Consider the following 25,804-nt stretch of genomic DNA (forward strand, 5'->3'; position numbering starts at 1 on the left):
GCTCCGGCTGATGGGGAACGCCTTCCGGCGCAGCCCCTGGCAGGTATTCGGCCTCGTCATCGGGCTGCTCTACGGGCTCGCGATCACGATCGTGGTCGTCGGTGTGTTGTTCGCCGCTCGGTTGATCCCGGATGTCTCGTCGCTGCACAGCGTACTTGTCGTGATCGGCTCGATCGTCGTCGCCGGTTTCGCCGTGCTCCCGCTGATCTTCGGCGTCGATGACACGCTCGATCCCCGCAAGTTCGCGCTTTTCGGGCTGCCCAATCGTCAATTGTCGACGGGGCTCGCGCTCGCGGCTTTGATCGGCATCCCCTCTGTCGTGTTGATCGTCTGCACGTTCGCGACAATCGTGACCTGGTCGCGAGACCCGGGAACGACGCTGCTCGCCGTGATCTCGTTCGCTGTGATCGTCGCCACGTGCGTGCTCGTCGGCCGAGTCACGACCACTCTCGCGTCCTTCCTCTTCTCCTCACGCCGTTCGCGCGAATTCGGCGGCGTCGTCGGGATCATCGTCATCGTTCTGCTTGCGCCGGTCGCCTTTCTCCTGCTCACCATCGATTGGGGGCGCGACGGCCTGAGCACGGTGACCGGATTCGCATCTTGGCTCGCCTGGACGCCGCTCGGCGCAGCATGGTCGGTCCCGGGCGAGGCGGCGCAGGGCGACTGGGGAGCGGCGATCCTCCAACTCCTGATCGCCCTCGCAACGCTCGGCTTGCTCTGGGTGGCATGGAACGCGCTTGTCGCCAAGGTGCTCGTCACGCCGTCCCGGGAGGCCGAGGCCAGGGCTTATGCCGGTCTCGGCTGGTTCGGCAGGCTCCGCGGCGGCCCGACCGCAGCCATCGCCGCTCGCTCGATGACCTATTGGGCGAGGGATCCGCGCTACTGGGTGTCTCTCGTGCTGATTCCCCTGGTGCCTGCGTTCGTGATCGTCGCGCTCACTCTCGGAGGCATTCCGGCGCACTACGCCTCGCTCGTTCCGCTCCCGCTCGTCTGCCTCTTCCTCGGGTGGACGATCCACAACGACGTCGCGTTCGACAACACGGCGATCTGGTTGCATGTCGTGTCGGGCACGCGGGGAGTAGCAGACCGCGTCGGCCGGATGTTCCCCCCGATCCTTCTCGGCATCCCTGTGATCGCGATCGGGTCGATCGTCACCGCGGCAGTGTTCGGCGACTGGGTCATCCTTCCGACCGTGGCCTCGCTGAGCGGTGCGATCCTGCTGATCGGCATCGGTCTGTCGAGTGTGGCGTCGGTGCTCTTCCCGTATCCGGCGACGAAACCGGGGGACAGCGCGTTCGCTCAGCCCCAGACGTCGGGCGCGTCGGCTGCGCTGGCACAGGCGCTGAGCTTCTTCGCGATCGTGGTGCTCGCATCCCCGATCATCGTCTTTCTCGTGCTGGGGCTCACAGTCTCACCGGTGTGGCTCAGCGTCGCACCGGTCGCGGGCGTCGTGCTCGGGTTCGGTTGCCTGTTCGGCGGACTGTATCTCGGTGCGTGGGCGTACAACCGGCGTCAGCCGGAGTTGATGGCGTTCGCCAACCGCAACGACTGATCCACGCGATCGAGTTCCGCGAGCCGATCTAGACTGGAAGCATGCACGAAGCGAGCATCTCCGAACCCGGTGGCATCCCCGACGGCGGCGGCACAGCGACGCTGGATCGCGAACTCGAGGAGCTCCTCGAGAACCAGAACATCGACCCGGGCGATCACGAGCGCTTCTCGCACTACGTGAAGAAGGAGCAGATCCTCGAGTCCGCCATGACCGGCAAGCCGGTGAAGGCGCTGTGCGGCAAGATGTGGACTCCCGGCCGAGACCCGGAGAAGTTTCCGGTCTGCCCGACCTGCAAAGAGATCTACGAGAAGCTGCGCGACGAGTAGGCGTCGAACGAAGATCGTCGGCAGCACGGGGTCGCCCCGGCCGACCCGGAACGCCTGATCGGGCAGCTCGGCCATCGCCATCTCGCGGTGAGCCCGGGCGGCCGCCGTCCCTGCCGCCCCGATGTGCTCGCGATGCACCTCACCGTCGGTGATCAGCGGCACCAGCAGACCGCGGCCCCTGTCGTCGACCTTGGCGCCGTGCTCGACGATGTGGATCGCCTCGGCCACAGCCTGCCCGTTCTCGTCCACGCGACGGACCGGATGCTTGCGCCCGCCCACGCTCGCCTTGCCTTCCGATTTCTTCGCGACCGGGATCCACTCGCCGTCGCCCGCGTGGCTGCGGTGCGCGACGAGTTTGTAGACCATGCCCGAGGCGGGATATCCGGATCCGGTCACGACCGCTGTGCCGACCCCGTACGAGTCGACAGGGGATGCAGAGAGGCAGCGATGGTGAACTCGTCGAGGTCGTTCGTGACCGTGATTCTCGTCTTGGTCGCTCCGAGCCGGTCGAGCTGATCGCGCACGCGGCGCACGAGATGGGGCAGGTCGCCCGAGTCGAGGCGGATCGCCCCGAGCTCCGGACCCGCCACCTTCACGGCCGTGTCGATGGCCCGCTCGACGTCGAACGTGTCGACGAGCAGGGTCGTTCCCGGGCCGAGCGCCTCCACCTGAGCGCGGAACGCATCCTCTTCCGAGTCGAAGAGCAGGGTGAAGGCGTGGGCGGCGGTTCCCATTGTCGGAACGCCCCACCGGCGCCCGGCCTCCAGGTTGGAGGTCGCGCTGAACCCGGCGATGAAGGCGGCCCGCGCGGCGGCGACAGCAGAACGCTCGCTGGCGCGGCGGGATCCCATCTCGGCCACCGGCCGGCCGTTGGCCGCCGTGACCATTCGGGCGGCTGCGCTCGCGACAGCCGAGTCGTAGTTGAAGACGCTGAGGATGAGGGTCTCCAGGATGACCCCTCGGCGAACGGGGCATCCACGACGAGGAATGGCGAGCCCGGGAAGAACACTTCACCCTCGCGGTAGCCGGTGATGGTTCCCGAGAACTTGTAGTCGGCGAGCCAGTCGAGCGTCGCATCCCGAACCACATGGTTCTCGCGAAGCCACTCGAGCTCGGGCTCGCCGAAACGGAAGCGCTCGATCAGTTCGAGCAGGCGGCCTGTGCCGGCGAGGATCCCGTAGCGCCGGCCGGCGGGCAATCGGCGTGTGAACGCCTCGAAGACGCATTCGCGGTCGTGCGTACCCGCGAGCAGTGCGGCGTCGAGCATGGTGAGCTCGTAACGGTCGGTCAGCAGAGCGGTTGAGCCGGTCACCCGTTCAGCCTAGCGTCGGCACCGGAGCCACAGCATGCACGTTGTATGGTGGCTTCTTGTGACCGATGCACCGATTGGGATTTTCGACTCGGGAGTGGGCGGGCTCACCGTGGCGCGCGCCATCCGCGACCAGCTCCCGAACGAGTCCATCCTGTACGTCGGCGACACCGCTCACTCGCCGTACGGCCCTAAGCCGATCGCCGACGTGCGCCGCTTCTCGCTCGAAGTGCTCGATTTTCTGGTGGAGCAGGGCGTCAAAATGCTCGTGATCGCCTGCAATACGGCATCGTCGGCCATGCTTCGGGATGCGCGCGAGCGCTATTCCGTTCCCGTGATCGAGGTCATCCAGCCCGCCGTGCGCCGCGCGGTCGCCGCCACCCGCACGAACCGGGTCGGCGTGATCGGCACACTGGGCACGATCAATTCACGGGCATACGAGGACGCGTTCGCGGCTGCCCCGAATCTGGAACTCTTCACCCAGGCGTGCCCGCGCTTCGTCGAGTTCGTCGAGGCCGGTCTCACCAGCGGCGATGAGGTATTGCGGGTGACGGCCGAGTATCTGCAGCCGCTTCGCGATGCTGACGTCGACACCCTGGTTCTCGGATGCACGCACTACCCGTTCCTCAAGGGTGCGATCTCCTACGTCATGGGCGAGGGAGTGTCGCTCGTGTCGAGCGACACCGAGACCGCCAAGGACGTGTACCGCACGCTCGTTGGGCAGGGGCTCGAGCGCACCGCATCCGCCCCGCCGACCATCCGCTACGAGGCGACCGGTGCCGACGCCGACGACTTCCTTCGTCTGGCTCACCGCTTCATCGGGCCCGAAGTCTCCCGAGTCGATCTTGTGCAGACCGGCGTCATCGAACTCCCGCGCCTCTGACAATCACGTCCGTCAGTCGCCTCGACAACAGCAGAACAGCACCACAAACACGCAGCACCACGACAAGGAGACCCTCCGTGACCGATATCGTCCGCGCCGACTCGCGCACCCCCGACCAGCTCCGTCCGGTCACGATCGAGCGCGGCTGGAGCAAGCAGGCCGAGGGTCGGCGCTCATCTCCTTCGGCAACACGCGGGTACTGTGCACGGCATCCTTCACCAACGGCGTGCCCCGCTGGATGGCAGGCAAGGGCAAGGGCTGGGTCACCGCCGAGTACTCGATGCTTCCCCGCTCGACGAACAGCCGGATGGACCGCGAGTCGGTCAAGGGCAAGATCGGGGGCCGCACACACGAGATCAGCCGGCTCGTCGGCCGCAGCCTGCGCGCTGTCGTCGACATGAAGGCCCTCGGGGAGAACACGATCGTCCTCGACTGCGATGTGCTCCAGGCCGACGGCGGAACCCGCACCGCTGCCATCACCGGCGCCTATGTGGCGCTGGCGGATGCGCTCGAGTGGGGTCGCGAGCACCGCTTCATCGCACAGCGCGCGACGCCGCTGATCGACTCCGTCTCGGCCGTGTCGGTCGGCATCATCGACGGCACCCCGATGCTCGACCTCGCATACGTCGAGGATGTGCGGGCGGAGACAGACATGAATGTGGTCGTCACCGGTCGCGGCCTTTTCGTCGAGGTGCAGGGCACCGCCGAAGGGGCACCGTTCGACCGGCGCGAGCTCGACTCGCTTCTCGACCTGGCGCTCGGCGGCGCGGAATCCCTGAAAGAGATCCAGAGCAAGGCGCTCGCGGGGAGCTCTGATGGTGCGTGTCGTCCTGGCCACGCACAATCAGCACAAGGCGGCCGAGTTCCAGCAGATCCTCGGGGATGCGGTCCCCGGGCTCGAGATCGTGGCCTACGACGGCCCCGAGCCCGTCGAGGACGGCGTGACCTTCGAGGCGAATGCGCTCATCAAGGCGCGCACCGCCGCGGCGCACACCGGCCTTCCAGCGCTCGCCGACGACTCGGGCATCTGTGTCGATGCGATGGGCGGGGCGCCCGGCATCTTCTCCGCCCGGTGGGCCGGTACGCACGGCGATGCGGAAGCCAACCTGCGACTGCTGCTCGATCAACTCGCCGACCTGCCCGACGCATCCCGAACCGCGCACTTCACAGCCACGCTCGCGCTCGTGACACCGGAGGGCGCCGAGACCGTTGTCCAGGGCGTGTGGCCTGGGCGGATCGCTCGTGAAGCCCGTGGCGGGCACGGCCATGGCTACGATCCGATCTTCGTCCCCGATGGCCACGACGAGACCGCCGCCGAGCTCGGACCCGCGGTCAAGAACGCCGAGAGCCACCGCGCGAGAGCTTTCGCCGCGGCGGTCCCGGCCCTATCCGCTCTCGCCGCAGGCTGAGAATGAGAACGGCACTCATTCCTATCTAGCCCGACCGCCTGGCGGGGAGCGTCGGCGCGCTTACCGTTGATGGTGATGAGTCACAACCACGGCCATGCCGCCAACCGCAACCGCCTCCTGATCGCGATCGGGATCGTGGCGACCGTTCTGGTCGTCGAGGTGGTCGGCGCGTGGCTGAGCGGTTCGTTGTCGCTGCTCGCCGACGCCGGGCACATGCTCAGCGACCTGACGGGCCTCATCGTCGCGCTGATGGCGACAGTGGTCGCTGCCCGCCCGCCGAGCGACCGGCAGACCTTCGGCTACCAGCGTGCGGAGGTCTTCGGCGCCCTCATCAACGGGCTCATCCTGCTGGTGGTGGCCGTCACGGTGACGATCGGCGCGATCACGCGCCTGGTAACGGTGGCTGACGCCGAGGTGCAGAGCGTTCCGATGCTCATTGTCGCGGTCATCGGCCTGGTGGCGAATGCGGGAGCATTGTTGCTGCTCCGGCCGGCGGCAGAGCACTCCATCAACATGCGCGGCGCCTACCTCGAGGTGCTGGGCGACCTCATCGGCTCGGTGACGGTGATCGTGGCCGCGGTCGTCATCCTGTTCACCGGCTTCGTTCCTGCCGACGCGATCGCGTCGCTGCTGATCGCCGTGCTGATCGTGCCACGGGCATTCATGCTGCTTCGGGATGTGGTGCGCGTGCTCAGCGAGGCAGCTCCCGCCGACACCGATGTCGCCGAGATCAGGGACCACATCCGGAGCACGAAGGGTGTCGTGGCAGTGCACGACGTGCACGTGTGGGCGATCACCTCGGGCGCACCGGTGTTCACGGCGCACGTCGTGGTCGAACCGGAGATCTTCCGATCGGGCAAGACCGGCGAACTACTCGACGAACTTTCCGGATGTCTGTCGAAACACTTCGACGTGGAGCACTCGACGTTTCAGCTCGAGCCTGCGGAGCACGCCGCCCACGAGGACGAGTTTCACCAGTAGGGCCGGGCTCAGCTCTCGGAAGGCTTCTTCTGGAAGACGCTCGGGTCGAGGCTGACATCGGCGTCGCTCGGGCGCTCCGCCTGGGCCGCCGCATTCTTCTTGGCCTTCCGGGTCGACTGGACGTAGTGGAAGATCGTCGGAACAAGGGTGATGACCACGGCCGCGATCAGGATGATGTCGATGTAGTTCTCGACGAAGGTGGCGACCGGGGGGATGTAGCCGAGCAGAAATCCGAAGTACGTGAGACCGGCGCCCCAGATGAACGCGCCGATGGCGTTGTACAGCGAGTACTTCTTGTAGTTCATGTGGCCGACGCCCGCCGCTACGGGGGCGAACGTGCGTACGATCGGCACGAACCGGGCCAGGATGACGGCGAGCGGGCCGAACCGATCGAAGAACGCGTTGGTGCGTTTGACGTTCTCCATGCTGAACAGACCGGTCTCTTTGCGTTCGAAGATGCGTGGGCCGGCCTTGTGTCCGATCAGATAGCCCACCTCACCTCCGAGGAACGCAGCGAAGCCGATCGCGAGGCACACCCACCAGATGTCGAGGTGGATCACGCTCGAGAAAGTGAGGATACCGGAGATGATCAGCAGGGTGTCGCCGGGGAGCAGGAAGCCGATCAGCAGCCCGGTCTCTGCGAAGACGATCGCGCAGACGACAAGCAGCGCCCACGGTCCGACGCCGGTGATGATGGCGTGCGGATCGAGCCACGGGATGAGGGCAGCGTGATGGATCAAGATTCTCCAGGGGAGTCGATTCAGCGGATGCTCCCGAGTTTAGCGAGGGGCTCCTCCGGAAACGCTAAGAATGTGCACGGCGAGGGAAAGATCATCCTCTGGTGCTAGCTGGTGCTAGCTGGTGCGGGAGAAGGGACTTGAACCCTCACGCTCGAAAGCACAGGAACCTAAATCCTGCGTGTCTGCCAATTTCACCACTCCCGCGGTCGCGCCAGGCGCGGCTACGACAATAGCTCATCCACACGCGGGGCGACCTCGGTGCCGTAGAGCTCGATCGCCTTCATGAGGTGGTCGTGCCCGAGCGTTCCGTTGCTGAGCTTCAGATCGAAACGCTCGATCCCGAGCCCCTTGGCCGTGTATGCGATCTTCTTCGCGACGGTCTCCGGCGACCCGACGAAGAGAGCTCCGTCGTCACCCGCGTCGTGTTCGAAGCGGGCGCGTGACGCCGGCGGCCAGCCGCGCTCGCGCCCGATACGGTTGGTCATCGCCTCATAGTGCGGCCACAGCGTCTCCTTCGCCTCTTCGTCTGTCGCGGCGATGAAACCGGGGAGTGCACGCCGATCGGGAGGTTCGCATCCTGATCGAACTGCTCGAGGGCGCGGTGGTAGAGGTCGGTGAGCGGCTGGAAACGCATCGGACCGCCGCCGATGATGGCGAGCATCAGGGGCAGGCCGTAGTGGGCCGCGCGGATGACCGACTCGGGACTTCCGCCGACGCCGATCCAGGTCTTGAGGGGACCGTTCTCGAGGTGCGGGTACACCGACTGGTTCTCGAGGGATGCTCGGAGCGACCCGGTCCAGGTGACCGGCTCCTGCTTGCGCAGCTCCGCGAAGAGGTTCAGCTTCTCGTCGAAGAGTTCTTCGTACTGCGCGAGGTCGAATCCGAAGAGCGGGAACGACTCGACGAAGGATCCGCGGCCCAGAATGACCTCGGCACGCCCGCCCGAGACCCCGTCCAGGGTGGCGAATCGCTCGAAGACGCGGACGGGATCGTCCGAGCTGAGTACGGTGACCGCAGTGCCGAGGTGGATGTTCTCCGTGCGTCCGGCGATCGCGCCGAGTACGACTTCCGGCGCGGAGACGGCGAAGTCTTCGCGGTGGTGTTCGCCGATGCCGATGAAGTCGAGACCCACCTGATCGGCCAGCACGCCCTCCTCGACGACGTTCCGGAGAACCTGGGCGTACGGGAGCAGCGCGCCGTCGGCGCCGACCGTGACATCGCCGAAGGTATCGATCCCGAGTTCGATTGTTGCCGCCATGAGTGTCGTCCCGTCTCTATTCCATGCGTTTGCATGAAACCGAACCGCTGTCGGTCCGACCCTATTCCCGTCAGGCGGGGCGCGGGCGTTTTGGGACGTAGCGGGGGATGTATCGGGCGAGGATCCCGGCGCCGACCAGGCCGAGGACACCGATGACACCGCTGGCGAAAGCAATCGAGACAAGGGCGGTCAGCAGCGACACGAGCAGGGGAGCTGCGGCCTGGCCGGCGTCGCCGGCGAAGCGCCAGGCTCCGAGGAAGGGCGCGGGCGCATCCTTCGGGGCGAGGTCGGCGCCGAGGGTCATGATGATCCCCGAGCCGATGCCGTTCGCGACCGAGAGCCACATCGACACCGCGGTGTACCAGCCGACGTTGGTCGGGAGGTCGTGGGTGAACGTGAGCACGAGGAACCCGGCGCTGAGGCCGAGCATCGACGGAAGTGCGCTCCACATCCGGCCCCAGCGGTCCATGATCTGGCCACTCGCGTAGAAGAGGGCGAAGTCGATCGAGCCGGCGATGCCGATGATCAAGGCGGTGTTCGACTCGCTGAGTCCGATGCTGACGGCCCAGAGCGGCATGAGCACCGTGCGGGCCGACCGGATGGCGCCGATCAGCGCGACGCCCGTCCCCATCCGCGCCAGCACCCCGCGGAACGACCAGATCGTGCGGAACAGGCCCTTCGTACGCTCTTCGGCTTCTTCTTCGCCCGCGCTGAACTGCTCGCTTCCCTCCGCGGCCACGACGGGTGTCGGTCCGAACATCTTCTCCGGGTCGGGCAACGCGATCAGCACGATGACCGAGCCGAGGCAGCTGACGATGAAGATCCAGAAGACGGACTGCGTGGAGCCGGTGATCGCGATCACCGCGGAGGCGATCAGCGGTCCGATGAACCAGCCTGCGCGGAAGATACCGCCGAGCGTGGACAGTGCGCGAGCCCGGTACTTGGCCGGAACGTACGAGGTCATGAACGCGTGACGCGCCAGAGCGAACACGGCCGTCGCCAGACCCACGACGAAGATCCCGACAAGCAGAACCCAGTAGTTCGGCGCGACGAGGCAGACGATCACACCGGCGATGGCGACAACTGCGGCCGCGATCATCGACGGGCGTTCGCCGAACCGCGAGACGACCCAGCCGCTCGGGATGTCGCCGACGAGCTCGCCGACCATCACCATCGCGGAGATCAGTCCGGCGATCGCCAGGCTCGCCCCGAGGTTGCCTGCGGCGATCGGGATGATCGGGATGATCGCCCCTTCGCCGATCGAGAAGAGCAGCGTGGGGAGGAAGGCGGCGAGGGCCACGGAGCGGAAACTGAACGGGCGCTCGACAGATGACATCGTTTACACACTACAACTTTCAGTACCGTCATCCGGTGCCCAGAGCCCGGGCGCGGTGCGCACGGGTAGGCTGTTGGGCGACATGATTGAACTCGATCTTTCGCAGCAGATCGCCGAGCTGCGCTCCACTTTCTCCGACATCCGATCGGTGGTCGACGTGGATGCGCTGACGGCCGAGATCGCCGACCTCAGCGAGCAGGCGGGCGTGCCCGACCTCTGGGATGACACCGAGCGTGCGCAGAAGGTGACGAGCGCGCTCAGCCACCGCCAGTCCGAGCTCGCCCGCATCACCTCGATCGCGCAGCGTCTCGACGACCTCGAGGTTCTCATCGAGCTCGCCAACGACGGCGAGGGCGATGAGGAGACGGCCGCGGAGGCGCGAACCGAACTCGAGTCCCTGCAGAAAAGCCTCGGCGAGCTCGAAGTACAGACCCTCCTGAGCGGCGAGTACGACCCGCGACCGGCCGTCGTGACCATCCGCGCCGGCGCCGGCGGCGTCGACGCGGCGGACTTCGCCGAGATGCTACTGCGCATGTACCTGCGCTGGGCGGAGCACCACAAGTATCCGGTGACAGTCATGGACACCAGCTACGCGGAAGAGGCCGGCATCAAGTCGGCGACCTTCGAGGTGGATGCGCCGTACGCCTTCGGCACGCTCAGCGTCGAAGCGGGAACCCACCGCCTGGTGCGGATGAGTCCGTTCAACTCGGCCGGAAAGCGTCAGACCTCCTTTGCTGCCGTCGAGGTCATTCCGCTGATCGAGGAGACCGAGTCGATCGAGATCCCGGACAACGACATCCGCGTCGACGTGTTCCGCTCGTCCGGCCCCGGCGGCCAGTCGGTCAACACCACCGACTCGGCCGTGCGCATCACCCACCTTCCCACGGGAACGGTGGTCTCGATGCAGAACGAGAAGAGCCAGATCCAGAACCGTGCTGCGGCCATGCGCGTGCTGCAGAGCCGTCTGCTCCTTCTCCAGCGCGAGCAGGAGGCGGCCGCGAAGAAGGAGCTCGCCGGCGTCATCACCGCCAGCTGGGGCGACCAGATGCGCAGCTATGTGCTCGCGCCTTACCAGATGGTGAAAGACCTGCGCACGGACTACGAGGTCAACAATCCCTCGAACGTGTTCGACGGCGACCTCGACGGGTTCATCGCCGCGGGCATCCGGTGGAAGGCCGGCGCGAAGGCCGACGCCTAGAGTTCACTCAACGGGCTATCAGGGTTCGGGAGTCGGGCATGTCGCTGCTGCGGAACGCGCGCAGGTTGCTTAGTCTCTAGAAGTCATGATCCGGTTCGAACAAGTATCCAAACAGTACTCGGGCACGTCGCGCCCGGCGCTCAACGCCATCAACCTCGAAGTGCTGCGGGGAGACTTCGTGTTCCTCGTCGGTGCCTCCGGCTCCGGCAAGTCGAGCTGCCTGCGGCTGATCCTCAAGGAGGAGAAGCCGACCAAGGGGAAGATCCACGTGCTCGGGCAGGATCTGGGCACCATCTCCAGCCGCAAGGTCCCATACTTCCGCCGCAACATCGGCGTGGTGTTCCAGGACTTCCGCCTGCTGCCGAACAAGACCGTCTTCGAGAACGTCGCGTTCACGCTGCAGGTCATCGGCAAATCCCGCGGTTTCATCCAGGAAGCTGTTCCGGATGTGCTCAAGATGGTCGGCCTCGACGGCAAGGCCCAGCGCCTTCCGCACGAGCTCTCCGGTGGTGAGCAGCAGCGCGTCGCCATCGCCCGCGCGGTGGTGAACAAGCCGCAGGTACTTCTGGCCGACGAGCCGACCGGAAACCTCGACCCGGCGACGAGCGCCGGGATCATGGCCGTTCTCGAACGGATCAACGCCGGCGGGACGACCGTGCTGATGGCGACACACGAGGCCGCGATCGTCGACCAGATGAAGCGCCGCGTCATCGAGCTCTCGAACGGCCAGATCGTTCGCGACGAGCGCCACGGCGGCTACGGATTCACGGCTGCGATCCCGACGGCCGCTCCGCTCGTCGCCGAGCCCAAGATTGCAGGCCAGTCGGATGAGGATGCCGCGGCCTCGCGCCCGGCCCAGTATTCGGCCGACCAGTCCTTCACGCGATCGAACACCGGGCCGATGGCGCGACCGCAGGTCCCGACGTCGCAGCCGCAGGGGCCCGTGTCCGTGCCAACTCAGACCGTGCCAACTCAGGCCGTGCCGACCCAGGCCGTGCCAGTGCAGCCCGCGCCCGTGCCCGAAGCGGAACCGGTCGCTCAGGCGGCTCCGCCGATTCAGCCCGAGCCCGTGCATCCGGCGACCCCCGAACCCGTCGCCGCTCCCGTCGGACACCAGCCCCCGCCACCCGGCGAAGGCCTGCCCGACCACCTCAACTTCACCGCCAACCTCGACCTTCGCGGCCTCCGTGCCGACAGCGAGAAAAGCGGCGAGCAGAACGTGGGACCCACCAAATGAGATTCGGCCTGATCCTCTCGGAGGCCGCAAGCGGACTCCGTCGCAACCTGTCGATGGTCGTGTCGGTCGTGCTCGTCACGTTCATCTCGCTCACCTTCGTCGGTGCCGCGATCCTGCTGCAGATGCAGATCGGCCAGATGAAGGACTACTGGTACGACCGCGCGCAGGTGGCGGTCTACCTCTGCATCGACTCCGACGGCTGCCAGGCCGGACCGGCCAACGATCAGATGATCGCCGCGGTGAAGACGCAGCTTCAGTCGCCCGAGCTCGCTCCGTACATCAAGAAGTTCTACTTCGAGAACCAGGAGCAGGGCTTCGCCCACTTCAAGCAGCAGTTCAAGGGCAACCAGATCTCCGACTTCGTGACGCCACAGATGATCCAGCCTGCCTTCTGGGTGAACCTCAAGGATCCGAGCAACTCGGCTGTGCTCACCGAGACCCTCTCCAGCGCGCCCGGCGTGCAGAGCGTGGTGGACCAGCGAAGTTACCTGGATCAGATCTTCTCGATTCTCAACGCAGCGAGTTTCACGGCGATCGGCATAGCCGCGCTGATGCTCGTCGCGGCTGCCTTGCTGATCGCGACGACCATCCGTCTCTCCGCGTTCTCGCGAAGACGGGAGCTCGGGATCATGCGATTGGTGGGTGCGTCGAACAGGTTCATCCAGACGCCGTTCATCCTCGAGGGCGTGTTCGCTGCTCTGATCGGGTCGGTGCTCGCTGCGGGGGCGGTCTATGCCCTCGTCACGTTCTTCGTTCGCGGGTATCTGAGCGACCAGATACGATCCATCAACTTCGTGGGCACGGACAATGCCCTCCTGGTTGCGCCGATCCTGATCCTCGTCGGCATCGTCCTGGCGGCCGTATCGGCCAACTTCGCGATCAGTCGCTATCTGAAGGTCTAGTTCGTAATAGACTGATCTGCTGCCCCGCGAGACGTGCGGGACATCCGTCGATCAGATTTGTCAGGAGTGCGCTGTGCCCAGGGAACGTGGCCAGAAAGTGGTGGCCACCAATCGCCGAGCCCGCCACGACTACACCATCGAAGACACCTACGAGGCCGGCCTGGTCTTGACGGGGACCGAGGTGAAGTCGCTGCGGGCCGGTCGTGCATCCCTCGTCGACGGGTATGCGTTCGTCGATGGGGAGAGGCGTGGCTCGATGCCGTGCACATCCCCGAGTACGCCGACGGCACCTGGAACAACCACGCGCCGCGGCGCAAGCGCAAGCTGCTGCTGCACAAGGCGCAGATCGTCAAGATCCACAACAAGGTGAAAGAGGGCGGGTACACGATCGTCCCGCTGTCCATCTACTTCTCCGACGGCCGCGCCAAGGTGGAGCTCGCTGTGGCGAAGGGCAAGCGCGAGTACGACAAGCGACAGGCGCTGCGTGAGCGTCAGGACAAGCGCGAGGCTGATCGTGCGATGTCCAGCAGGCAGCACCTCGGCGAGTGAGGCGTCCCGGCCGGGGATGACAGACTAAGGCTCATGACGAGCACGACCAATCTGATCCCCGTTGCCGGCACATACAACTTCCGCGATGTCGGGGGATACCAGGCCGATGGAGGCACCGTCCGCTTCGGCAAGCTCTTCCGGTCTGACGGATTGCACTCGATCGGGGATGCGGGCAAGCGGAAGCTGCGTGAACTCGGCGTGAAGGTTGTCATCGACCTGCGGGACGACTTCGAGATCGAGGCGGCGCCCGACGACCTCGACGGACTCGATGTCGATGTTCTGAACCTCCCGGTCTTCGAGGGATCCGGCGCGTCGCAGGCGACGATCGGTGCCACGATCGCCGACCTGTACGCGAAGATCGTGCTCCAGCACACTGACGTCGTTGCCAAGGCGCTTCGCGAGATAGCGGACACCGGGGATGCGGGTGTCGTCGTGCACTGCACGGCCGGCAAGGACCGCACCGGAATCGTCGTCGCGCTCGCGCTGCTTGCAGTCGGTGTCGACCGCGAGACGGTCATCGCCGATTATGCGCAGACCGAGGGCAACCTGCAGGGAGCGTGGCTCGACAAGATGCTCGAGCTCGTCGCGGAGCACGGAGTCGAGGTGACGCCGGACATCCGCGTGATCATGGGCGGCAGCCCGCCGGAGGCGCTCGAGGGCGTACTCGACCTCATCGACCGTGAGCGCGGCGGCGTGCACAAGTACTTGCTCGACGCGGGGGTCGATGAGCTAGAACTGGCGAAGCTGCGATCAGTATTGGTCAAGCCGGCCTGACGCTTCGGGCTCGGGATGCGCGCGACGGTCAGAACTTACGACGCCGCGAAGCGAGCGTGCACCTGCACCGCGATCGTGATGTCCTCCGGCTTGAGCGCGAGGGTGCTCCCGCCGCCCAGGTCCGCGGATGCGGCGCGGGCGAACAGGGGCTGAACCGGCTGGCCGGGCGATGATACGTCGCCGAGCATCCCCGGGTCGCTGAGAGCGAGCGGCTTGACGCTGCCGAGGCCCAGGCTTGTGGCGTAGACCGTGGCCTTGGCCACGGCGTTCTCGACCGCTCGACGCCTGGCCTCCTGCACGAGCGACTGCTTGCGGGCCTCGGTTAGTGCCCAGGTGACACCCGAGACGCTCACTCCGTCGAGGAGCGACACCACGCCGACCCAATCGGAGAGCGCGGCCAGGTCGCTGAACTTCGCGTCGAGACCGACCTGCGCGTGGAAGACGATCGGCAGTTGCTCACCGTTCTGGTTCCACGGCCGCTCGCCCCAGACCCGCAGCTGATCCGAGGCCCACCAGGTGACGGGACCGCCCTGAGGGTTGTGGATGTCACGGAGCTCACTCGCTAGGGAGGCGTGACGTTGCGTCGTGCGGGAGAGCACGTCATCCCGCTGCTCTCCCTCGTAGGAGATCGTGAGACGCACAGTGCCCCGCTCAGCCGGCTGGTGTAGTTCGTACTCGCCCTGGACGGTGATGATCGTGTCGGCCATTCCTCGATCGTGGCATAGAACGCGCCCATGCGGTGTTGTATGCTTGGAAGCTCGTCATAACGGCGATCGCAGTGCAAGAACTCAACAGCGCGTGACAGTGACCCGGCCTCACGGCCGTCGCATGGGGATGATCGGTTTCGACATTGTCTGCGAGAGTGTGAGAAGCGGGTCGAGGATGCAGCCTTATCTCGTAAACGATGACTGCAAAACAATAAGTGCCAATTCAAACCGCACTGTCTCTGCCAAGGCAGACTTCGCCCTCGCGGCGTAAGTTCGCTCTTCGCAACTTATAGAGACCGTCAGACCGGGAATGCTCTCTACCCGGATCCTGGCGTTATTTAGAGAGATTGCTTCTATGTTTCGTCTGAGGGCGTAGAGGGACTTCAACTGAGACTGGGCTCGTCGGATTAGGTGCCAGTGGCAAATTCCGGAGCCGAGTAGAACGCTTGTACTGGCTACACCCGTAGAAGGCATATGACCACAGCAGTGGACGGGGGTTCAATTCCCCCATCTCCACCATCAGGTCGCTGTCACGCGTTGTTTGAGATCCGCGTGATTACGCGGAAGTTTGGGGCCTTTTCCGCTTGCGGAGGAGGCCTCAACTCTTTCTGGTGCCCATATTTTGGCCACGCTTTTGACCTCGTCCAGGTCGTCTTCGAAGAGGTCGACGTACGTGTCGAGCGTCATTGCCGCCGACTTATGGCCGAGCATTGACAACGGTGCAAATCTCCGGATACTTAAGCACATGCTTAAGTATCTGGACGACGTGTTCCATGCCTTGGCAGACCCGAGCCGACGGCTGATGCTGGAGCGCCTGGGCCGCGGCCCGGCGACGGTAAGCGAGCTCGCGCGGCCGCTGCAGATGTCGCTGCCGGCGGTCGTCCAGCACCTGGAGGTGCTGCAGAACAGCGGCCTCGTGCACAGCCGCAAGACGGGGAGGGTACGCATGTGCCGACTCAACCGCGACGCGCTGGGTGAGGCGGAGTCCTGGTTCGCTGGTCAGCGGCAGCAGTGGGAGAAGCGATTGGACAGCCTAGGGGAGTTCCTCGACACCTCGGGCGACGAATGGGAGAACAGCAAATGAGCAACAACGGCACGAAACACGACACCATGGTCCTCGAGCGGGAGTATCCCGCCGATGTCGCCCGGGTCTTCGCCGCCTGGGCCGACCCTGCAGCAAAGCGGCTCTGGTTCACCCGAGGCGATGACGAAGGCGAGTACTCGCTCGACTTCCGGATCGGCGGGCGGGAGTTCTCGCGGGCGGCGTTAGCGGACGGAGGCGACGTGTACACCTACGACGCCGTCTTCCAGGACATCATCCCGGAGCGCCGCATCGTCTACACGAACCACATGCTCCGCAACAGCGACCGCATCTCCGTCTCACTGACCTCGGTCGAATTCGCAGTAGTGCCCGGAGGCACCCGTTTGACCCTCACTGAACACGGCGTGTACCTCGACGACCTCGACCAGCCGGAGTATCGCCGGCAGGGCATCGCCGAGCAGCTGAACGCGATCGCATCCGTGCTTGGCGAGAGCGAGGCATGATGATCACGACCAGGGTGCTCAGCGTGAGCATCCCCGTGCCAGATCAGGACCGGGCACTGGCGTTCTACCGCGATGTCCTGGGTTGCGATGTGCGCTACGACGGCGAACCGTGGCCGGGTGCGCGCATGGTGGAGGTGGTGCCGCCCGGCTCCTCGGTCGGCATCGTCCTGCTCCCGGCCGACAGCGAGATCCCCGTCGCCGTCCGGCTCGGCACCGCCGACGCCGGGCGGGCCTTCTCCCGGGTCGACGCGGCGGGTGTCGACCTCTACAACGACGCCCCGCTGACGATCGGTGGCGGCTCTCCGATGTTCTTCTTCGACGACCCGTTCGGCAACGGACTCGTCTTCATCGAAGAAGAGGGTGTGGCCCTTCCTGAGCTTGCGACCACTCAACGTGCGGAATGTCGAGACGTTCAGCACTCGACTGCGAACCTCGAACTCGACAGCCCCAGTTCGAACAAATAGCGAGAAGAGTTGTGCGACAGGCGCGGTGCAATCCCGTGCGCACACTTTGCCCACAAGAATTTGAGAACGTAGGAGATCTCTGTCATCTCATGTGATCAGAAGTCTCTGGAATTATGCGGATTTGGGGCCGTTGTCGCTGCCTGACAAGAGCCAAAATAGGGTTCAATTCCCCCATCTCCACCATCAGGTCGCTGTCACGCGCTGTTGATCACCCGAGGTGTCAGTTCCACATCGAGAGCTTGTCGGGGTTGAGCACCAAGCGCACATTCGTGATCAAGCCGTCGATGACCTCGATGGTGACGACGCCGGTGATCCGGCCCTCCTCCCAGAGCGCGAAGCCGAGACCGTCGCTCGTCTGCTGGTCGAGGACCTCGGTGTTCGCGTTCTTGGTGAGCGCGCCGACAAGGAAACGTGCCACCCTGTCCCGGCCGAAGACGGGGTTCCTGGCTGCGTGAACGATTCCACCGCCGTCGGAGCTGAGGACGACACTCGGGTCGAGCACGGATACGAGTCCGGCGAGATCGCCGTTGCGTGCGGCCGCGGAGAAAGCTTGCACGACTTGATCGTGTTCGGCCCGCGGAACCTGCCGCGACGTCGTCTCGTGCACCCGGCGTCTGGCGGAGGTGGCGAGTTGCCGGCACGCGGCGGGCGTGCGACCGACGATCTCTGCGATCTCGTCGAACGGCATCGCGAACACGTCGTGGAGGACGAAAGCGACCCGTTCGGCGGGGGTCATCGCTTCGAGGACGACGAGGAGCGCGGTACTGACGGATTCGTCGAGGGTGACCCTGTCGATCGGGTCCGCAGTCGACGCTGCCGCGGCAGCCGCAGGATCGACGAAGGCCGAGGTGGGCACAGGCTCCGGCAGCCAGGGCCCGATGTAGCGTTCGCGCCGTGCGCGTGCCGAGGCGAGGACGTTCAAGCACACGCGACTCGCGGCCTTGGTCAGCCAAGCGCGCGGGATGTCGATAGCCTCGCGTTCCGCCTCGCTCATCCGGTACCAGCGCACGTACGTTTCCTGAACGGCGTCCTCTGCCTCGGCGACGGTGCCGAGCATCCGGAATGCGAGCGCCATCAGGTGCCTGCGCTCGCCGAGGACCTCGGCCCGGAGCTCGTCGGTGGCGTTGCCGGACATGCGTGTGAACCTTTCTCCCTTTGCCTATCAAGACCGGACACGGGCTGCTTTTGTGAGGCGGCACCTCACAAAGCGCTCGCGCATCCGGTCCTGGTCAGTATGAACACACCTTTCCGCCGCGTGCTGTTGGCGATCACGATAGCGCTCGGGATCTATGTCGGGGTCTGGGCGCAGTTCTTCCCCGAACAGTTCTACCGGTCGTTTCCCGGATTCGGGCTGCACTGGATCGATCTGGATGGCCCCTTCAATGAGCATCTGATCCGCGACGTCGGAAGCGCATACCTGGGCCTTTCGGCGGCCAGCATCGTCGGAGTGTTTCATCGAAGCGCTCTGCCTGGCCGTGTGGCCGGCGTCGCCTGGGGGTCTTCGGGGTGCTTCATTTCGGCTATCACGCACTTCATCCCGAAGGGACCGCGCTCGATCTCGCCGTCAGTCTGCTCTTTCTCGGTTTGAGTGCAGCGCTCGCCGTTGTCCTCGCCTTCCCGTCCCGTCGCCGCGTGATCGCGACGGAGGGTCTGGCATGAGAATCGCGGTCGCGGGTGGAACAGGAGCGGTCGGCCGCCATGTCGTCGAAGCCCTTCGGGAAGCGACCCACGATCCCGTGGTGCTGAGCCGATCGACCGGAACCGACCTGCTCACCGGCGTGGGGCTCGTCTCGTCTCTCCGTGGCGCAGCGGCGGTCATCGACGTCTCGGGAACGAACAGCACCTCCACCGCGGAATCGGTTCGGTTCTTCGGAACGGTCACGACCAACCTGCTCGAGGCCGAACGCGAAGTCGGGGTGCCGCACCATATCGCGCTGTCCGTGATCGGCGCCCGCCGCGTGAACTCCAACTACTATGCGGGGAAGACCGTGCAAGAAGAGATTCTCGAGTCGAGCCCTGGTGGGTGGTCTCTGCTGCGCACGACCCAGTTCCACGAGTTCGCGGTGCAACTGCTCGAACACGGGAAGCTCGGCCCGGTGCAGATCGTCCCGACGATGCGATCGCAGCCGATCGCGGCCGCCGAGGTGGCCGCAGAACTCGTCGGTATCGCCGTCTCGGGTCCACGAGGGTTGGAACCCGATCTCGCCGGTCCCCAGGAGGAGAACATGGCGAACCTCGTGAGGCGCTACCTGGTCGCTTCGAACCGGACTGTCCCCGTTATCCAGCTTGCACTGCCAGGCGCCTGGGGCCGAGGGATGCGCGACGGATCGTTGCTCCCAGCGGCGGACACGAGGCTCGGAAGGCAGACTTTCGACGAATGGCTCGCGGAGCAATCCTGAACCGGATACGGGAGGAATCAACCGCGAACGGCGGTTTGGTGCCACCATAGGTGCACTCGGAGGTTTCAGATGACGAAGTCACACCACCACTGGCCGTGAGTCCCAGGCGGAAGCTGAGCGGGCTGGTTCCGATCCTGGGTTGGATTCGCACCTATGATCGACGCTGGCTGCGCGGGGACCTGATCGCCGGAGTGACGGTCGCGGCCTTGATTGTTCCGAAGAACCTCGGCTATGCGGGCATCGCGGGCATCCCGTTGCAGAACGGTCTCTACGCTGCTGCTGCCGGCGCCATCCTGTACGCGATCTTCGGTACGAGTCGTCAGATCTCGATGGGTCCGAGCTCGGGATTGGCCGCGGTGGCAGCCAGCGCGGTGTTCGTCGTCGGATTGACGGATCAGGGCGACATCGCATCCTTTGTTGCTGGTATCACCCTCGCATCGGGCATCCTGTTTCTGCTGATCGCTGTGCTCAAGATGGGGTGGATCGCGCAATTCCTCTCCCGTGCCGTCGTGACGGGCTTCCTCTTCGGGGCGGCCATCGATGTCGTCATCGGCGAGCTTCCCAAGCTCACGGGCAGCAAGACGACCGGTACCAACTCGTTTCAGGAATTGTGGTCGTGGCTGGGCACCGCGGGTGAGTGGAATCTGGCAACGGTGATCGTCGGCCTCATCTCGTTGGTCGTGGTTTTCGGGCTGCGACGGGTCGCACCGCAGGTGCCGGGCGCCCTGGTGCTGGTCGTGGGCGGCCTGCTCGCTTCCTGGCTCTTCCAACTTGGAGACCTCGGGGTGTCGCTCGTCGGAGAGGTGCCGCGCGGACTGCCGTCGTTCGCGCTTCCGAACCTCGGCCTGATGTGGGATCACGCGGGAACCGTGGCCATCGCTGCTGTCGCGCTGGTGCTGATCGGGTTCTCGCAGACCGCCGGCGATTCCCGGTCGTTCGCGGCGAAGCACGGATACCAGATCGACATCGACCAGGAGTCAGTCGCTCAGGGGCTCGCGAACACAGGCGCCGGGCTGTTTCAGGGCATGCCGGTCTCCACCAGCCTGTCCGCGAGTTCGCTCAACGACCGCTCCGGTGCTCGCACGGGCTTGGCCTCGCTGACATCAGGCGTCACGGTTCTGCTCACCCTGCTCGTTCTGGCACCGCTGTTCTCCGCCCTGCCCAAGCCGGTGCTCGCTGCGCTCATCATCGAGGCCGTCGTGATGGGGATGATCAACATCCCCGAGATGCGGCGTCTCGCCCGTGTTCAGCCGTTCGACTTCTGGGTGGCGATCGCCGCGATCATCGGCACTCTGGCGTTCGGGGTTCTGGCCGGGGTGATGATCGGGATCGGGCTGTCGCTGCTGTGGCTGATCGGGGTGGCCACCCATCCGAACATCCCCATCCTGGCCCGCAAGGCGAAGACCGACGTCTTCCGAGACCTGAGCGACTTTCCCGACGGCGAACTGACTCCGGGTGTCGTCGTGCTGCGCATGGACGGCGGCCTCTTCTTCGCCACGTCGGACGCGCTCGAGGATCGACTCCGCGAGATCATTCACTCGAACACGGGGTTGACCGGCGTGGTCCTGGACTGCGCGGGCTTGAACTTCATCGACTCTCAGGGCACCGCTGCGCTGGGCGACATCGTGACCCTCACCCGCGACGCGGGGATCACGCTTCGCCTCGCCCGTTTGAAACGGACGGTCAGAGCGACACTCGATCGGGACGGCGTGCTGGAGCGTATCGGGGCGGACAACATCCACGGGAACGTCTCCACGGCGGTGCAGGCACACCAGAAGGCATCGGGGCCGCCGCCTCCGCCGCCGGGCGTCGGCTAGTCTGTCCGGCGTGACCATGGACGACTGGATCGAGCACCGGCGAGGCGACGGCGAACTGGTCGGGTGGATGCGTCCCGAGGGGATGGCTTCGTCCCGATCGACCTTCTGGGTCGTGAGGTCGCGCGCGAGATGGACTGGCTCGCGGCGGAGGAACTGCTCGAGGAACGCGGGTTGGGCTATCTCGCCGAACCATTCAGCCTTCGCTTCGACGACGGCAGCCGTCTGCGGGTGCGCATCGTCGAGGTGAGCCGTGAGCGCATCCGGGTCAAGAAGGACGATTTCGGTGACATCCGGGCGACGCGGATGGACTACGTGCTGCCGTTTCCGGTGCCCGCTGAGCTCCTGACGGTCGACACGTCGTACGACGGGGTCTTCCCGGGCCCTTAGGCTGTCAGCGTGCCAGCGTCGCCGACTTCACCCAGGATCGAGCTCACCCTCGTCAAGCCGTGGCTCGGATGGTATCCGAAGCCGACCGTCGTCTACGGCGGTCACGGGCATCCCGCGCAGTGGGGCACCGGAACCTGGCAGATCTCGGCCGAGTCGCCGACACCGATCAGCGTCTACCTCTACAACCGCGTCTGGAAGTTCGGCGTCGCGGACATCGAGGTGGGTCCGGATGGGCCGCTCAAGCTGATCTATCGCGCGCCTCGGCTGCCTTTCGGTCGGGGACGGCTGACGGCCGCGTAGCTCGCTCAGGCGATCCAGGCGTCGATCTCGGCCAGCAGCTCCGTCTTGCGCTTCTCTGAGGCGAACGAGGCGGCGACCGAGTTGCGCGCGTACCGCCGTGCATCCTCTTCGCTCATGCCCAAAGCGTCGCGGACAGCGATGAAGTTGTCGCCGACGTAGCCGCCGAAGTATGCGGGGTCGTCCGAATTGATCGTCACCCGGACGCCGGCGGCATCGAGGCGCCGGAGAGGATGGGCGGCCAAGTCCGACACCGTGCGCAGCCGCAGGTTCGACAGCGGGCAGATCGTGAGCGGGATGCGCTCACGCGCGAGACGTTCGACAAGGGCAGCGTTCTCCGCCGAGCGGATTCCATGGTCGACCCGCTCGACCTTCAGAAGGTCGAGCGCCTCGACGACATACGCGGGCGGACCCTCCTCACCGGCGTGCGCGACTGCGTGGAGCCCCGCCTCGCGCGCCCGAGCGAAGACCTGTTCGAAGAGTCTCGGCGGGTATCCCACCTCCGCGGAGTCGAGGCCGACGGCGATGATCCGGTCGGTGCGCTGCAACCCCGCGGTGAGTGTGGCTTCGGCCTCCTCGACAGGACGGTCGCGGAGGAAGCTCAGGATAATGCCGCTCGTGACTCCGAGGTCACGCTCGGCCTCGTCGAGGGCCGCCGTGATGCCGTCGAGCACCGTCTCGAGAGCGATCCCGCGAGTGGTGTGGGCCTGCGGGTCGAAGAAGAGCTCGACATGGCGCAGTCCCTGGCCCGCTGCCGTACCGAGGTACCGTCGCGTGAGTTCGGCGAAGTCGTCCTCGGTGCGCAGCACATCGACTGTCTCGTAGTAGAGGTCGAGGAACGACTGCAGGTCGCTGAAGTCGTACTGTCTGCGGAGGTCGTCGACGGTCTCGTAAGGGAGACGGATGCCGTTCCGCGCCGCGAGCTCGAAGGCAAGGTCGGGTTCGAGGGTCCCCTCGATGTGGAGGTGGAGCTCGGCCTTCGGCAGGGAATGCAGAGCAGCGTCGGAGGGGGAAGCCGGCGTATCGGTCATACCTCGATCCTCCCATCCTGATGGCGTCCAAGTATCCATCCGATGACGGATGCGGTGCGACAGACGGCCACTTAGCGTGGATTCGTACGAGCTGGGCGGGATGAGGGAGGCGCATGTCAAGGCGAGTCGGAGCAGCGATCGCGGCGGCGGGCATCCTGATAGCAGGGTTGCTCGTGCACTCGTTCGTCGGGGGAGCGGTGGGCGGTTTCGCCGGTGACGCCCTGTATGCCGCGTTCGTCTACACGCTGGTCGTCGTGCTTGTGCCCCGAGCGCGTATCACCGTAACCGCGGCCGCCGCGGCAGCGTTCTGCGCGGCCATCGAATTTTTGCAGCTGACTCCACTGCCTGCGGCCCTGAGTAGGTCAGTGCCCGGTGCGTCGCTCGTCTTCGGGTCGACTTTTCAGTGGATCGACCTCGTCGCCTACGCGGTGGGCATCGCGATCGTGGCGATCGTCGACTTGTCGATCGGGCGCCGGGCTACGAGACCTGGAGCAGGATCTTCCCGAGGTGCGTCGACGACTCCATCCGCAGATGAGCCTGGGTCGCATCCTCCAGCGGGAACACCGAGTCGATGACAGGATGCACACGGCCCGACTCGATGAGCGGCCAGACGTGCTCCCGCACCGCGGCGATGAGGGCGACGCGTTCGTCGAGGGGGCGAGCCCGAAGCGTGGTTCCCCAGAGCTTGGCGCGCTTGTGCATCAGCTTGCCGACGTCGATCGTGCTCTGCGCGGAACCGCGATTGGCGATCGACATGATGCGTCCTCCGGTCGCCAGCGCCTCGAGGTCGCGCGCGATGTAGTCGCCACCGACGATATCGAGCACGACATCCACACCGTGGCCGTCGGTGGCGTCACGCACGATCTCGACGAAGTCCTGTTGCTTGTAGTCGATCGCGACGTCGGCCCCGAGCGCACGGCAGAACGCCGTCTTCTCCGCGCCACCGGCCGTTGTCAGCACCTGCGAGCCCAGAGCCGAGCCCAGCTGGATGGCCATCGAACCGATGCCGCTGGAGCCGCCATGGACCAGGAGGAACTCACCCCGCCGCAACTCCGCGAGCTGGAAGACGTTCGACCACACCGTCGCTACGACTTCGGGGAGGCCGGCAGCCTCGACCAGGTCGACACCGGGCGGAACGGGGAGCACTAGTCCTGCGTCGACGGTCACGTACTCCGCGTATCCGCCTCCGGGGAGAAGCGCGCAGACCAGATCGCCGATCTGCCACTCGGTGACGGATGAACCGACTTCCGCGATCTCGCCCGACACCTCGAGGCCGGGCCACTCCGGCGCTCCGGGCGGGGGAGCGTAGTACCCGCGGCGTTGCGACAGATCGGCTCCATTGAGCCCGGCCGCTGCGACACGGATCAGCACCTCGCGATCGGACGGAACAGGGTCGGGCACCTCGGCGAGCTCGAGAACGTCGGCGTCGCCGGGGACGGGCACGATGATCGCGCGCATCAGCGCTCTGACTGCAGCTCGGCGGGGGCTCGGCGACCGAGCACATCCCGGATCTTCACCTTGTTCGTGTACTCGATCGAGCCGTACCGGAACAGCCGCACCGCCAGCCTCAACACGATCGCGGCAAGCACGAAGAGCTCCAGGATGATGATGATCGCCTGCCAGACGGGCAGGTTGCCGAACGCGTTGAGGATCAGCGCGGTGACGGGCGCCGTGTATGGGAAATAAGCCAGCACCTGCACGATCGGCGACTCCGGCGAGCTGACCGCGAAACCTCCGGCGTAGAGCGGGATGATCAGGGCGAAGATGACAACGGAGAACACGGGAGCAGCATCCTTCGCCGTCGGCATGATCGCGCCGATCGCCACGAGAGTGCCGGTGAAGAGCGCGAATCCGCCGATCAGGATGAGCGCGCCGATGATCATGCGCTGCGGATCGAAGACGAGGCTGGAGATGTCGAGCTCGGGGATGGAGAGCTGGGTTCGGAAGAACAGGTAGCCGATGATCACGGGCAGAGAGAACACGATCATCTGGATGATGCCGATCAAGAACAGCGAGATGACCTTGCCGAGCAGCAGACTCGTCGGGTTGATCGTGGTCAGGATCATCTCGGTGACCCGGTTCTCCTTCTCCTCGAGCGTCGAGTTGAGCATCTGATTGCCGAGGAACACGAACACGACGAAGAAGATCACGATGAAGAAGAGGGGCGGGATGATCGCATCGAAACCGGCCGAGACCTGCCCGTCTTTGAACGTGGTCGTCGTCGTGGAGACCTGGTCGCGTAGGACAGCGACGTAGGTCGCCGAGTCGATGCGCTCCTGTACGCTCGCCGACAGGAGCGACTGGGCGACCGACGAGTACTTGCCGTTCTGAAACAGGCCCGAGTCCGCACCGTAGACCTTGATGGGCTCCTTGGCGGGGTCGGCGGGATACACGAAGAACGCATCCGTCGTCCCCGACTTGACCGCGACGACTCCGGCGGCGTCGGAGGTGATCAGTTGGCCGCCGAACTTGGTGGCGACGTTGTGGTCGATCAGGTCGGACGCATCCGTGTACTCGAACGAGAAGCGCGCGTCCTTCTGGGCATCGGCCGTCTTGGCCGTCGAGACGTTGGACGCGGCGATGAGCGTGATCAGTCCGATCATCACGATCGGGATGAACAGGGTGATCGCCCAGAACCGGCGCTTGCTCACGGTGCGCAGGAACTCGAACGAGATGACGGTTCCGAGGTTGTGCTGGGACATG

At 65.6% G+C, this 25,804-nt stretch carries 25 protein-coding genes, 1 tRNA gene, 1 other RNA gene and 4 pseudogenes; 21 read left to right on the forward strand and 10 right to left on the reverse strand.

From position 1 onward, the window contains the following. Positions 1-10 precede the first annotated feature (10 nt). Together ACQ86A_RS09300 and ACQ86A_RS09305 are read left to right on the forward strand one after the other, a co-directional pair. Complete coding sequence (locus tag ACQ86A_RS09300) at positions 11-1,552, forward strand: hypothetical protein (protein WP_431280238.1); 1,542 nt, start codon at positions 11-13, stop codon at positions 1,550-1,552. Between the two features lie 41 nt (positions 1,553-1,593). Further along, positions 1,594-1,878, forward strand: coding sequence for a DUF3039 domain-containing protein (locus ACQ86A_RS09305; RefSeq protein WP_431280412.1), 285 nt, complete (start codon positions 1,594-1,596; stop codon positions 1,876-1,878). Positions 1,879-1,887: 9 nt separating this feature from the next. Here the strand turns inward: ACQ86A_RS09305 and ACQ86A_RS09310 are convergent. Beyond that, positions 1,888-3,145, reverse strand: a pseudogene (locus ACQ86A_RS09310) (nicotinate phosphoribosyltransferase); the annotation flags it as partial. A gap of 103 nt (positions 3,146-3,248) precedes the next feature. Between ACQ86A_RS09310 and murI the strand changes: the two are divergent. From murI to ACQ86A_RS09330, 4 genes and pseudogenes are all read left to right on the forward strand, one after another. Next, positions 3,249-4,070: a glutamate racemase gene (gene murI / locus ACQ86A_RS09315; RefSeq protein WP_431280239.1), complete on the forward strand. Its 822-nt coding sequence runs from the start codon at positions 3,249-3,251 to the stop codon at positions 4,068-4,070. A 77-nt stretch (positions 4,071-4,147) separates the two neighbouring features. Next, a pseudogene (gene rph, locus ACQ86A_RS09320) lies at positions 4,148-4,875 on the forward strand (ribonuclease PH); the annotation flags it as partial. A gap of 10 nt (positions 4,876-4,885) precedes the next feature. Then, the gene (gene rdgB / locus ACQ86A_RS09325; RefSeq protein ID WP_431280240.1) at positions 4,886-5,479 is read left to right on the forward strand and encodes an RdgB/HAM1 family non-canonical purine NTP pyrophosphatase; all 594 of its coding nucleotides are present in this window, start codon (positions 4,886-4,888) and stop codon (positions 5,477-5,479) included. A gap of 75 nt (positions 5,480-5,554) precedes the next feature. After that, on the forward strand, positions 5,555-6,460 hold the full coding sequence (locus tag ACQ86A_RS09330; RefSeq protein WP_431280241.1) for a cation diffusion facilitator family transporter: 906 nt from the start codon (positions 5,555-5,557) through the stop codon (positions 6,458-6,460). A gap of 8 nt (positions 6,461-6,468) precedes the next feature. On the opposite strand, the gene ACQ86A_RS09335 is transcribed toward ACQ86A_RS09330, so the two are convergent. The 4 genes and pseudogenes from ACQ86A_RS09335 to ACQ86A_RS09350 all read right to left on the reverse strand — a co-directional run bounded on the left by ACQ86A_RS09335 (position 6,469) and on the right by ACQ86A_RS09350 (position 9,794). Next, a complete protein-coding gene (locus ACQ86A_RS09335) occupies positions 6,469-7,200 on the reverse strand; it encodes a DedA family protein (protein ID WP_431280242.1) in 732 nt (243 codons plus the stop codon). A gap of 119 nt (positions 7,201-7,319) precedes the next feature. Continuing rightward, a tRNA-Leu gene (locus tag ACQ86A_RS09340) sits at positions 7,320-7,404 on the reverse strand. A 17-nt stretch (positions 7,405-7,421) separates the two neighbouring features. After that, a pseudogene (locus ACQ86A_RS09345) lies at positions 7,422-8,458 on the reverse strand (LLM class flavin-dependent oxidoreductase). Positions 8,459-8,528: 70 nt separating this feature from the next. Then, positions 8,529-9,794: an MFS transporter gene (locus ACQ86A_RS09350; RefSeq protein ID WP_431280243.1), complete on the reverse strand. Its 1,266-nt coding sequence runs from the start codon at positions 9,792-9,794 to the stop codon at positions 8,529-8,531. Between the two features lie 82 nt (positions 9,795-9,876). Between ACQ86A_RS09350 and prfB the strand changes: the two genes are divergently transcribed. The 5 genes and pseudogenes from prfB (at position 9,877) to ACQ86A_RS09375 (ending at position 14,454) form a co-directional block, all read left to right on the forward strand. Continuing rightward, on the forward strand, positions 9,877-10,992 hold the full coding sequence (gene prfB / locus ACQ86A_RS09355; RefSeq protein WP_431280244.1) for a peptide chain release factor 2: 1,116 nt from the start codon (positions 9,877-9,879) through the stop codon (positions 10,990-10,992). Positions 10,993-11,077: 85 nt separating this feature from the next. Next, positions 11,078-12,229 carry a cell division ATP-binding protein FtsE gene (ftsE, locus tag ACQ86A_RS09360; RefSeq protein WP_431280245.1) on the forward strand — a complete coding sequence of 384 codons (1,152 nt, stop codon included), beginning with the start codon at positions 11,078-11,080 and terminating at the stop codon, positions 12,227-12,229. Next, positions 12,226-13,131, forward strand: a complete 906-nt coding sequence (gene ftsX, locus ACQ86A_RS09365) for a permease-like cell division protein FtsX (RefSeq protein WP_431280246.1) — start codon at positions 12,226-12,228, stop codon at positions 13,129-13,131. The genes ftsE and ftsX overlap by 4 nt, the downstream gene beginning before the upstream one ends. 73 nt (positions 13,132-13,204) lie before the next feature. Further along, a pseudogene (gene smpB, locus ACQ86A_RS09370) lies at positions 13,205-13,680 on the forward strand (SsrA-binding protein SmpB). Between the two features lie 33 nt (positions 13,681-13,713). Beyond that, complete coding sequence (locus ACQ86A_RS09375) at positions 13,714-14,454, forward strand: tyrosine-protein phosphatase (protein WP_431280247.1); 741 nt, start codon at positions 13,714-13,716, stop codon at positions 14,452-14,454. A 35-nt stretch (positions 14,455-14,489) separates the two neighbouring features. Here the strand turns inward: ACQ86A_RS09375 and ACQ86A_RS09380 are convergent, their stop codons facing one another. Next, entirely contained in the window at positions 14,490-15,161 is a 672-nt protein-coding gene (locus tag ACQ86A_RS09380; RefSeq protein WP_431280248.1) for an SIMPL domain-containing protein, read from the reverse strand. Positions 15,162-15,284: 123 nt separating this feature from the next. Between ACQ86A_RS09380 and ssrA the strand changes: the two genes are divergently transcribed. The 4 genes from ssrA to ACQ86A_RS09400 all read left to right on the forward strand — a co-directional run bounded on the left by ssrA (position 15,285) and on the right by ACQ86A_RS09400 (position 17,170). Next, positions 15,285-15,680: a transfer-messenger RNA gene (gene ssrA, locus ACQ86A_RS09385) on the forward strand. A gap of 226 nt (positions 15,681-15,906) precedes the next feature. Beyond that, a complete protein-coding gene (locus tag ACQ86A_RS09390) occupies positions 15,907-16,245 on the forward strand; it encodes an ArsR/SmtB family transcription factor (protein WP_431280249.1) in 339 nt (112 codons plus the stop codon). Continuing rightward, on the forward strand, positions 16,242-16,706 hold the full coding sequence (locus ACQ86A_RS09395; RefSeq protein ID WP_431280250.1) for an SRPBCC family protein: 465 nt from the start codon (positions 16,242-16,244) through the stop codon (positions 16,704-16,706). Before ACQ86A_RS09390 ends, ACQ86A_RS09395 begins: the two co-directional genes overlap by 4 nt. Continuing rightward, positions 16,703-17,170 carry a VOC family protein gene (locus ACQ86A_RS09400; RefSeq protein ID WP_431280251.1) on the forward strand — a complete coding sequence of 156 codons (468 nt, stop codon included), beginning with the start codon at positions 16,703-16,705 and terminating at the stop codon, positions 17,168-17,170. Before ACQ86A_RS09395 ends, ACQ86A_RS09400 begins: the two co-directional genes overlap by 4 nt. A gap of 220 nt (positions 17,171-17,390) precedes the next feature. On the opposite strand, the gene sigJ is transcribed toward ACQ86A_RS09400, so the two are convergent. After that, complete coding sequence (gene sigJ, locus ACQ86A_RS09405) at positions 17,391-18,305, reverse strand: RNA polymerase sigma factor SigJ (RefSeq protein ID WP_431280252.1); 915 nt, start codon at positions 18,303-18,305, stop codon at positions 17,391-17,393. 99 nt (positions 18,306-18,404) lie between these two features. On the opposite strand from sigJ, the gene ACQ86A_RS09410 reads away from it, so the two are divergent. From ACQ86A_RS09410 to ACQ86A_RS09430, 5 genes are all read left to right on the forward strand, one after another. Further along, positions 18,405-18,758: a hypothetical protein gene (locus ACQ86A_RS09410; RefSeq protein ID WP_431280253.1), complete on the forward strand. Its 354-nt coding sequence runs from the start codon at positions 18,405-18,407 to the stop codon at positions 18,756-18,758. Between the two features lie 67 nt (positions 18,759-18,825). Then, a complete protein-coding gene (locus ACQ86A_RS09415) occupies positions 18,826-19,569 on the forward strand; it encodes an SDR family oxidoreductase (protein WP_431280254.1) in 744 nt (247 codons plus the stop codon). Positions 19,570-19,664: 95 nt separating this feature from the next. Further along, positions 19,665-21,386 (forward strand): SulP family inorganic anion transporter, encoded by a 1,722-nt coding sequence (locus ACQ86A_RS09420; protein ID WP_431280255.1) that lies wholly within the window; start codon positions 19,665-19,667, stop codon positions 21,384-21,386. 63 nt (positions 21,387-21,449) lie between these two features. Beyond that, positions 21,450-21,773, forward strand: coding sequence for a hypothetical protein (locus ACQ86A_RS09425; RefSeq protein WP_431280256.1), 324 nt, complete (start codon positions 21,450-21,452; stop codon positions 21,771-21,773). 9 nt (positions 21,774-21,782) lie between these two features. After that, complete coding sequence (locus ACQ86A_RS09430; protein WP_431280257.1) at positions 21,783-22,073, forward strand: hypothetical protein; 291 nt, start codon at positions 21,783-21,785, stop codon at positions 22,071-22,073. A gap of 5 nt (positions 22,074-22,078) precedes the next feature. On the opposite strand, the gene ACQ86A_RS09435 is transcribed toward ACQ86A_RS09430, so the two are convergent. Then, positions 22,079-23,101, reverse strand: coding sequence for an adenosine deaminase (locus ACQ86A_RS09435; protein WP_431280258.1), 1,023 nt, complete (start codon positions 23,099-23,101; stop codon positions 22,079-22,081). Between the two features lie 113 nt (positions 23,102-23,214). Here ACQ86A_RS09435 and ACQ86A_RS09440 point away from each other — a divergent pair, with 113 nt between their 5' ends. After that, the gene (locus ACQ86A_RS09440; RefSeq protein WP_431280259.1) at positions 23,215-23,676 is read left to right on the forward strand and encodes a DUF2809 domain-containing protein; all 462 of its coding nucleotides are present in this window, start codon (positions 23,215-23,217) and stop codon (positions 23,674-23,676) included. On the opposite strand, the gene ACQ86A_RS09445 is transcribed toward ACQ86A_RS09440, so the two are convergent. Together ACQ86A_RS09445 and ACQ86A_RS09450 are read right to left on the reverse strand one after the other, a co-directional pair. After that, positions 23,579-24,559 carry an NAD(P)H-quinone oxidoreductase gene (locus ACQ86A_RS09445; RefSeq protein ID WP_431280260.1) on the reverse strand — a complete coding sequence of 327 codons (981 nt, stop codon included), beginning with the start codon at positions 24,557-24,559 and terminating at the stop codon, positions 23,579-23,581. The genes ACQ86A_RS09440 and ACQ86A_RS09445 overlap by 98 nt on opposite strands. After that, positions 24,559-25,803 (reverse strand): ABC transporter permease, encoded by a 1,245-nt coding sequence (locus ACQ86A_RS09450; protein ID WP_431280261.1) that lies wholly within the window; start codon positions 25,801-25,803, stop codon positions 24,559-24,561. The genes ACQ86A_RS09445 and ACQ86A_RS09450 overlap by 1 nt, the downstream gene beginning before the upstream one ends. Position 25,804: the final 1 nt, after the last annotated feature.

The organism is Leifsonia poae (assembly GCF_050632195.1).
GTDB lineage: Bacteria > Actinomycetota > Actinomycetes > Actinomycetales > Microbacteriaceae > Leifsonia > Leifsonia poae_C.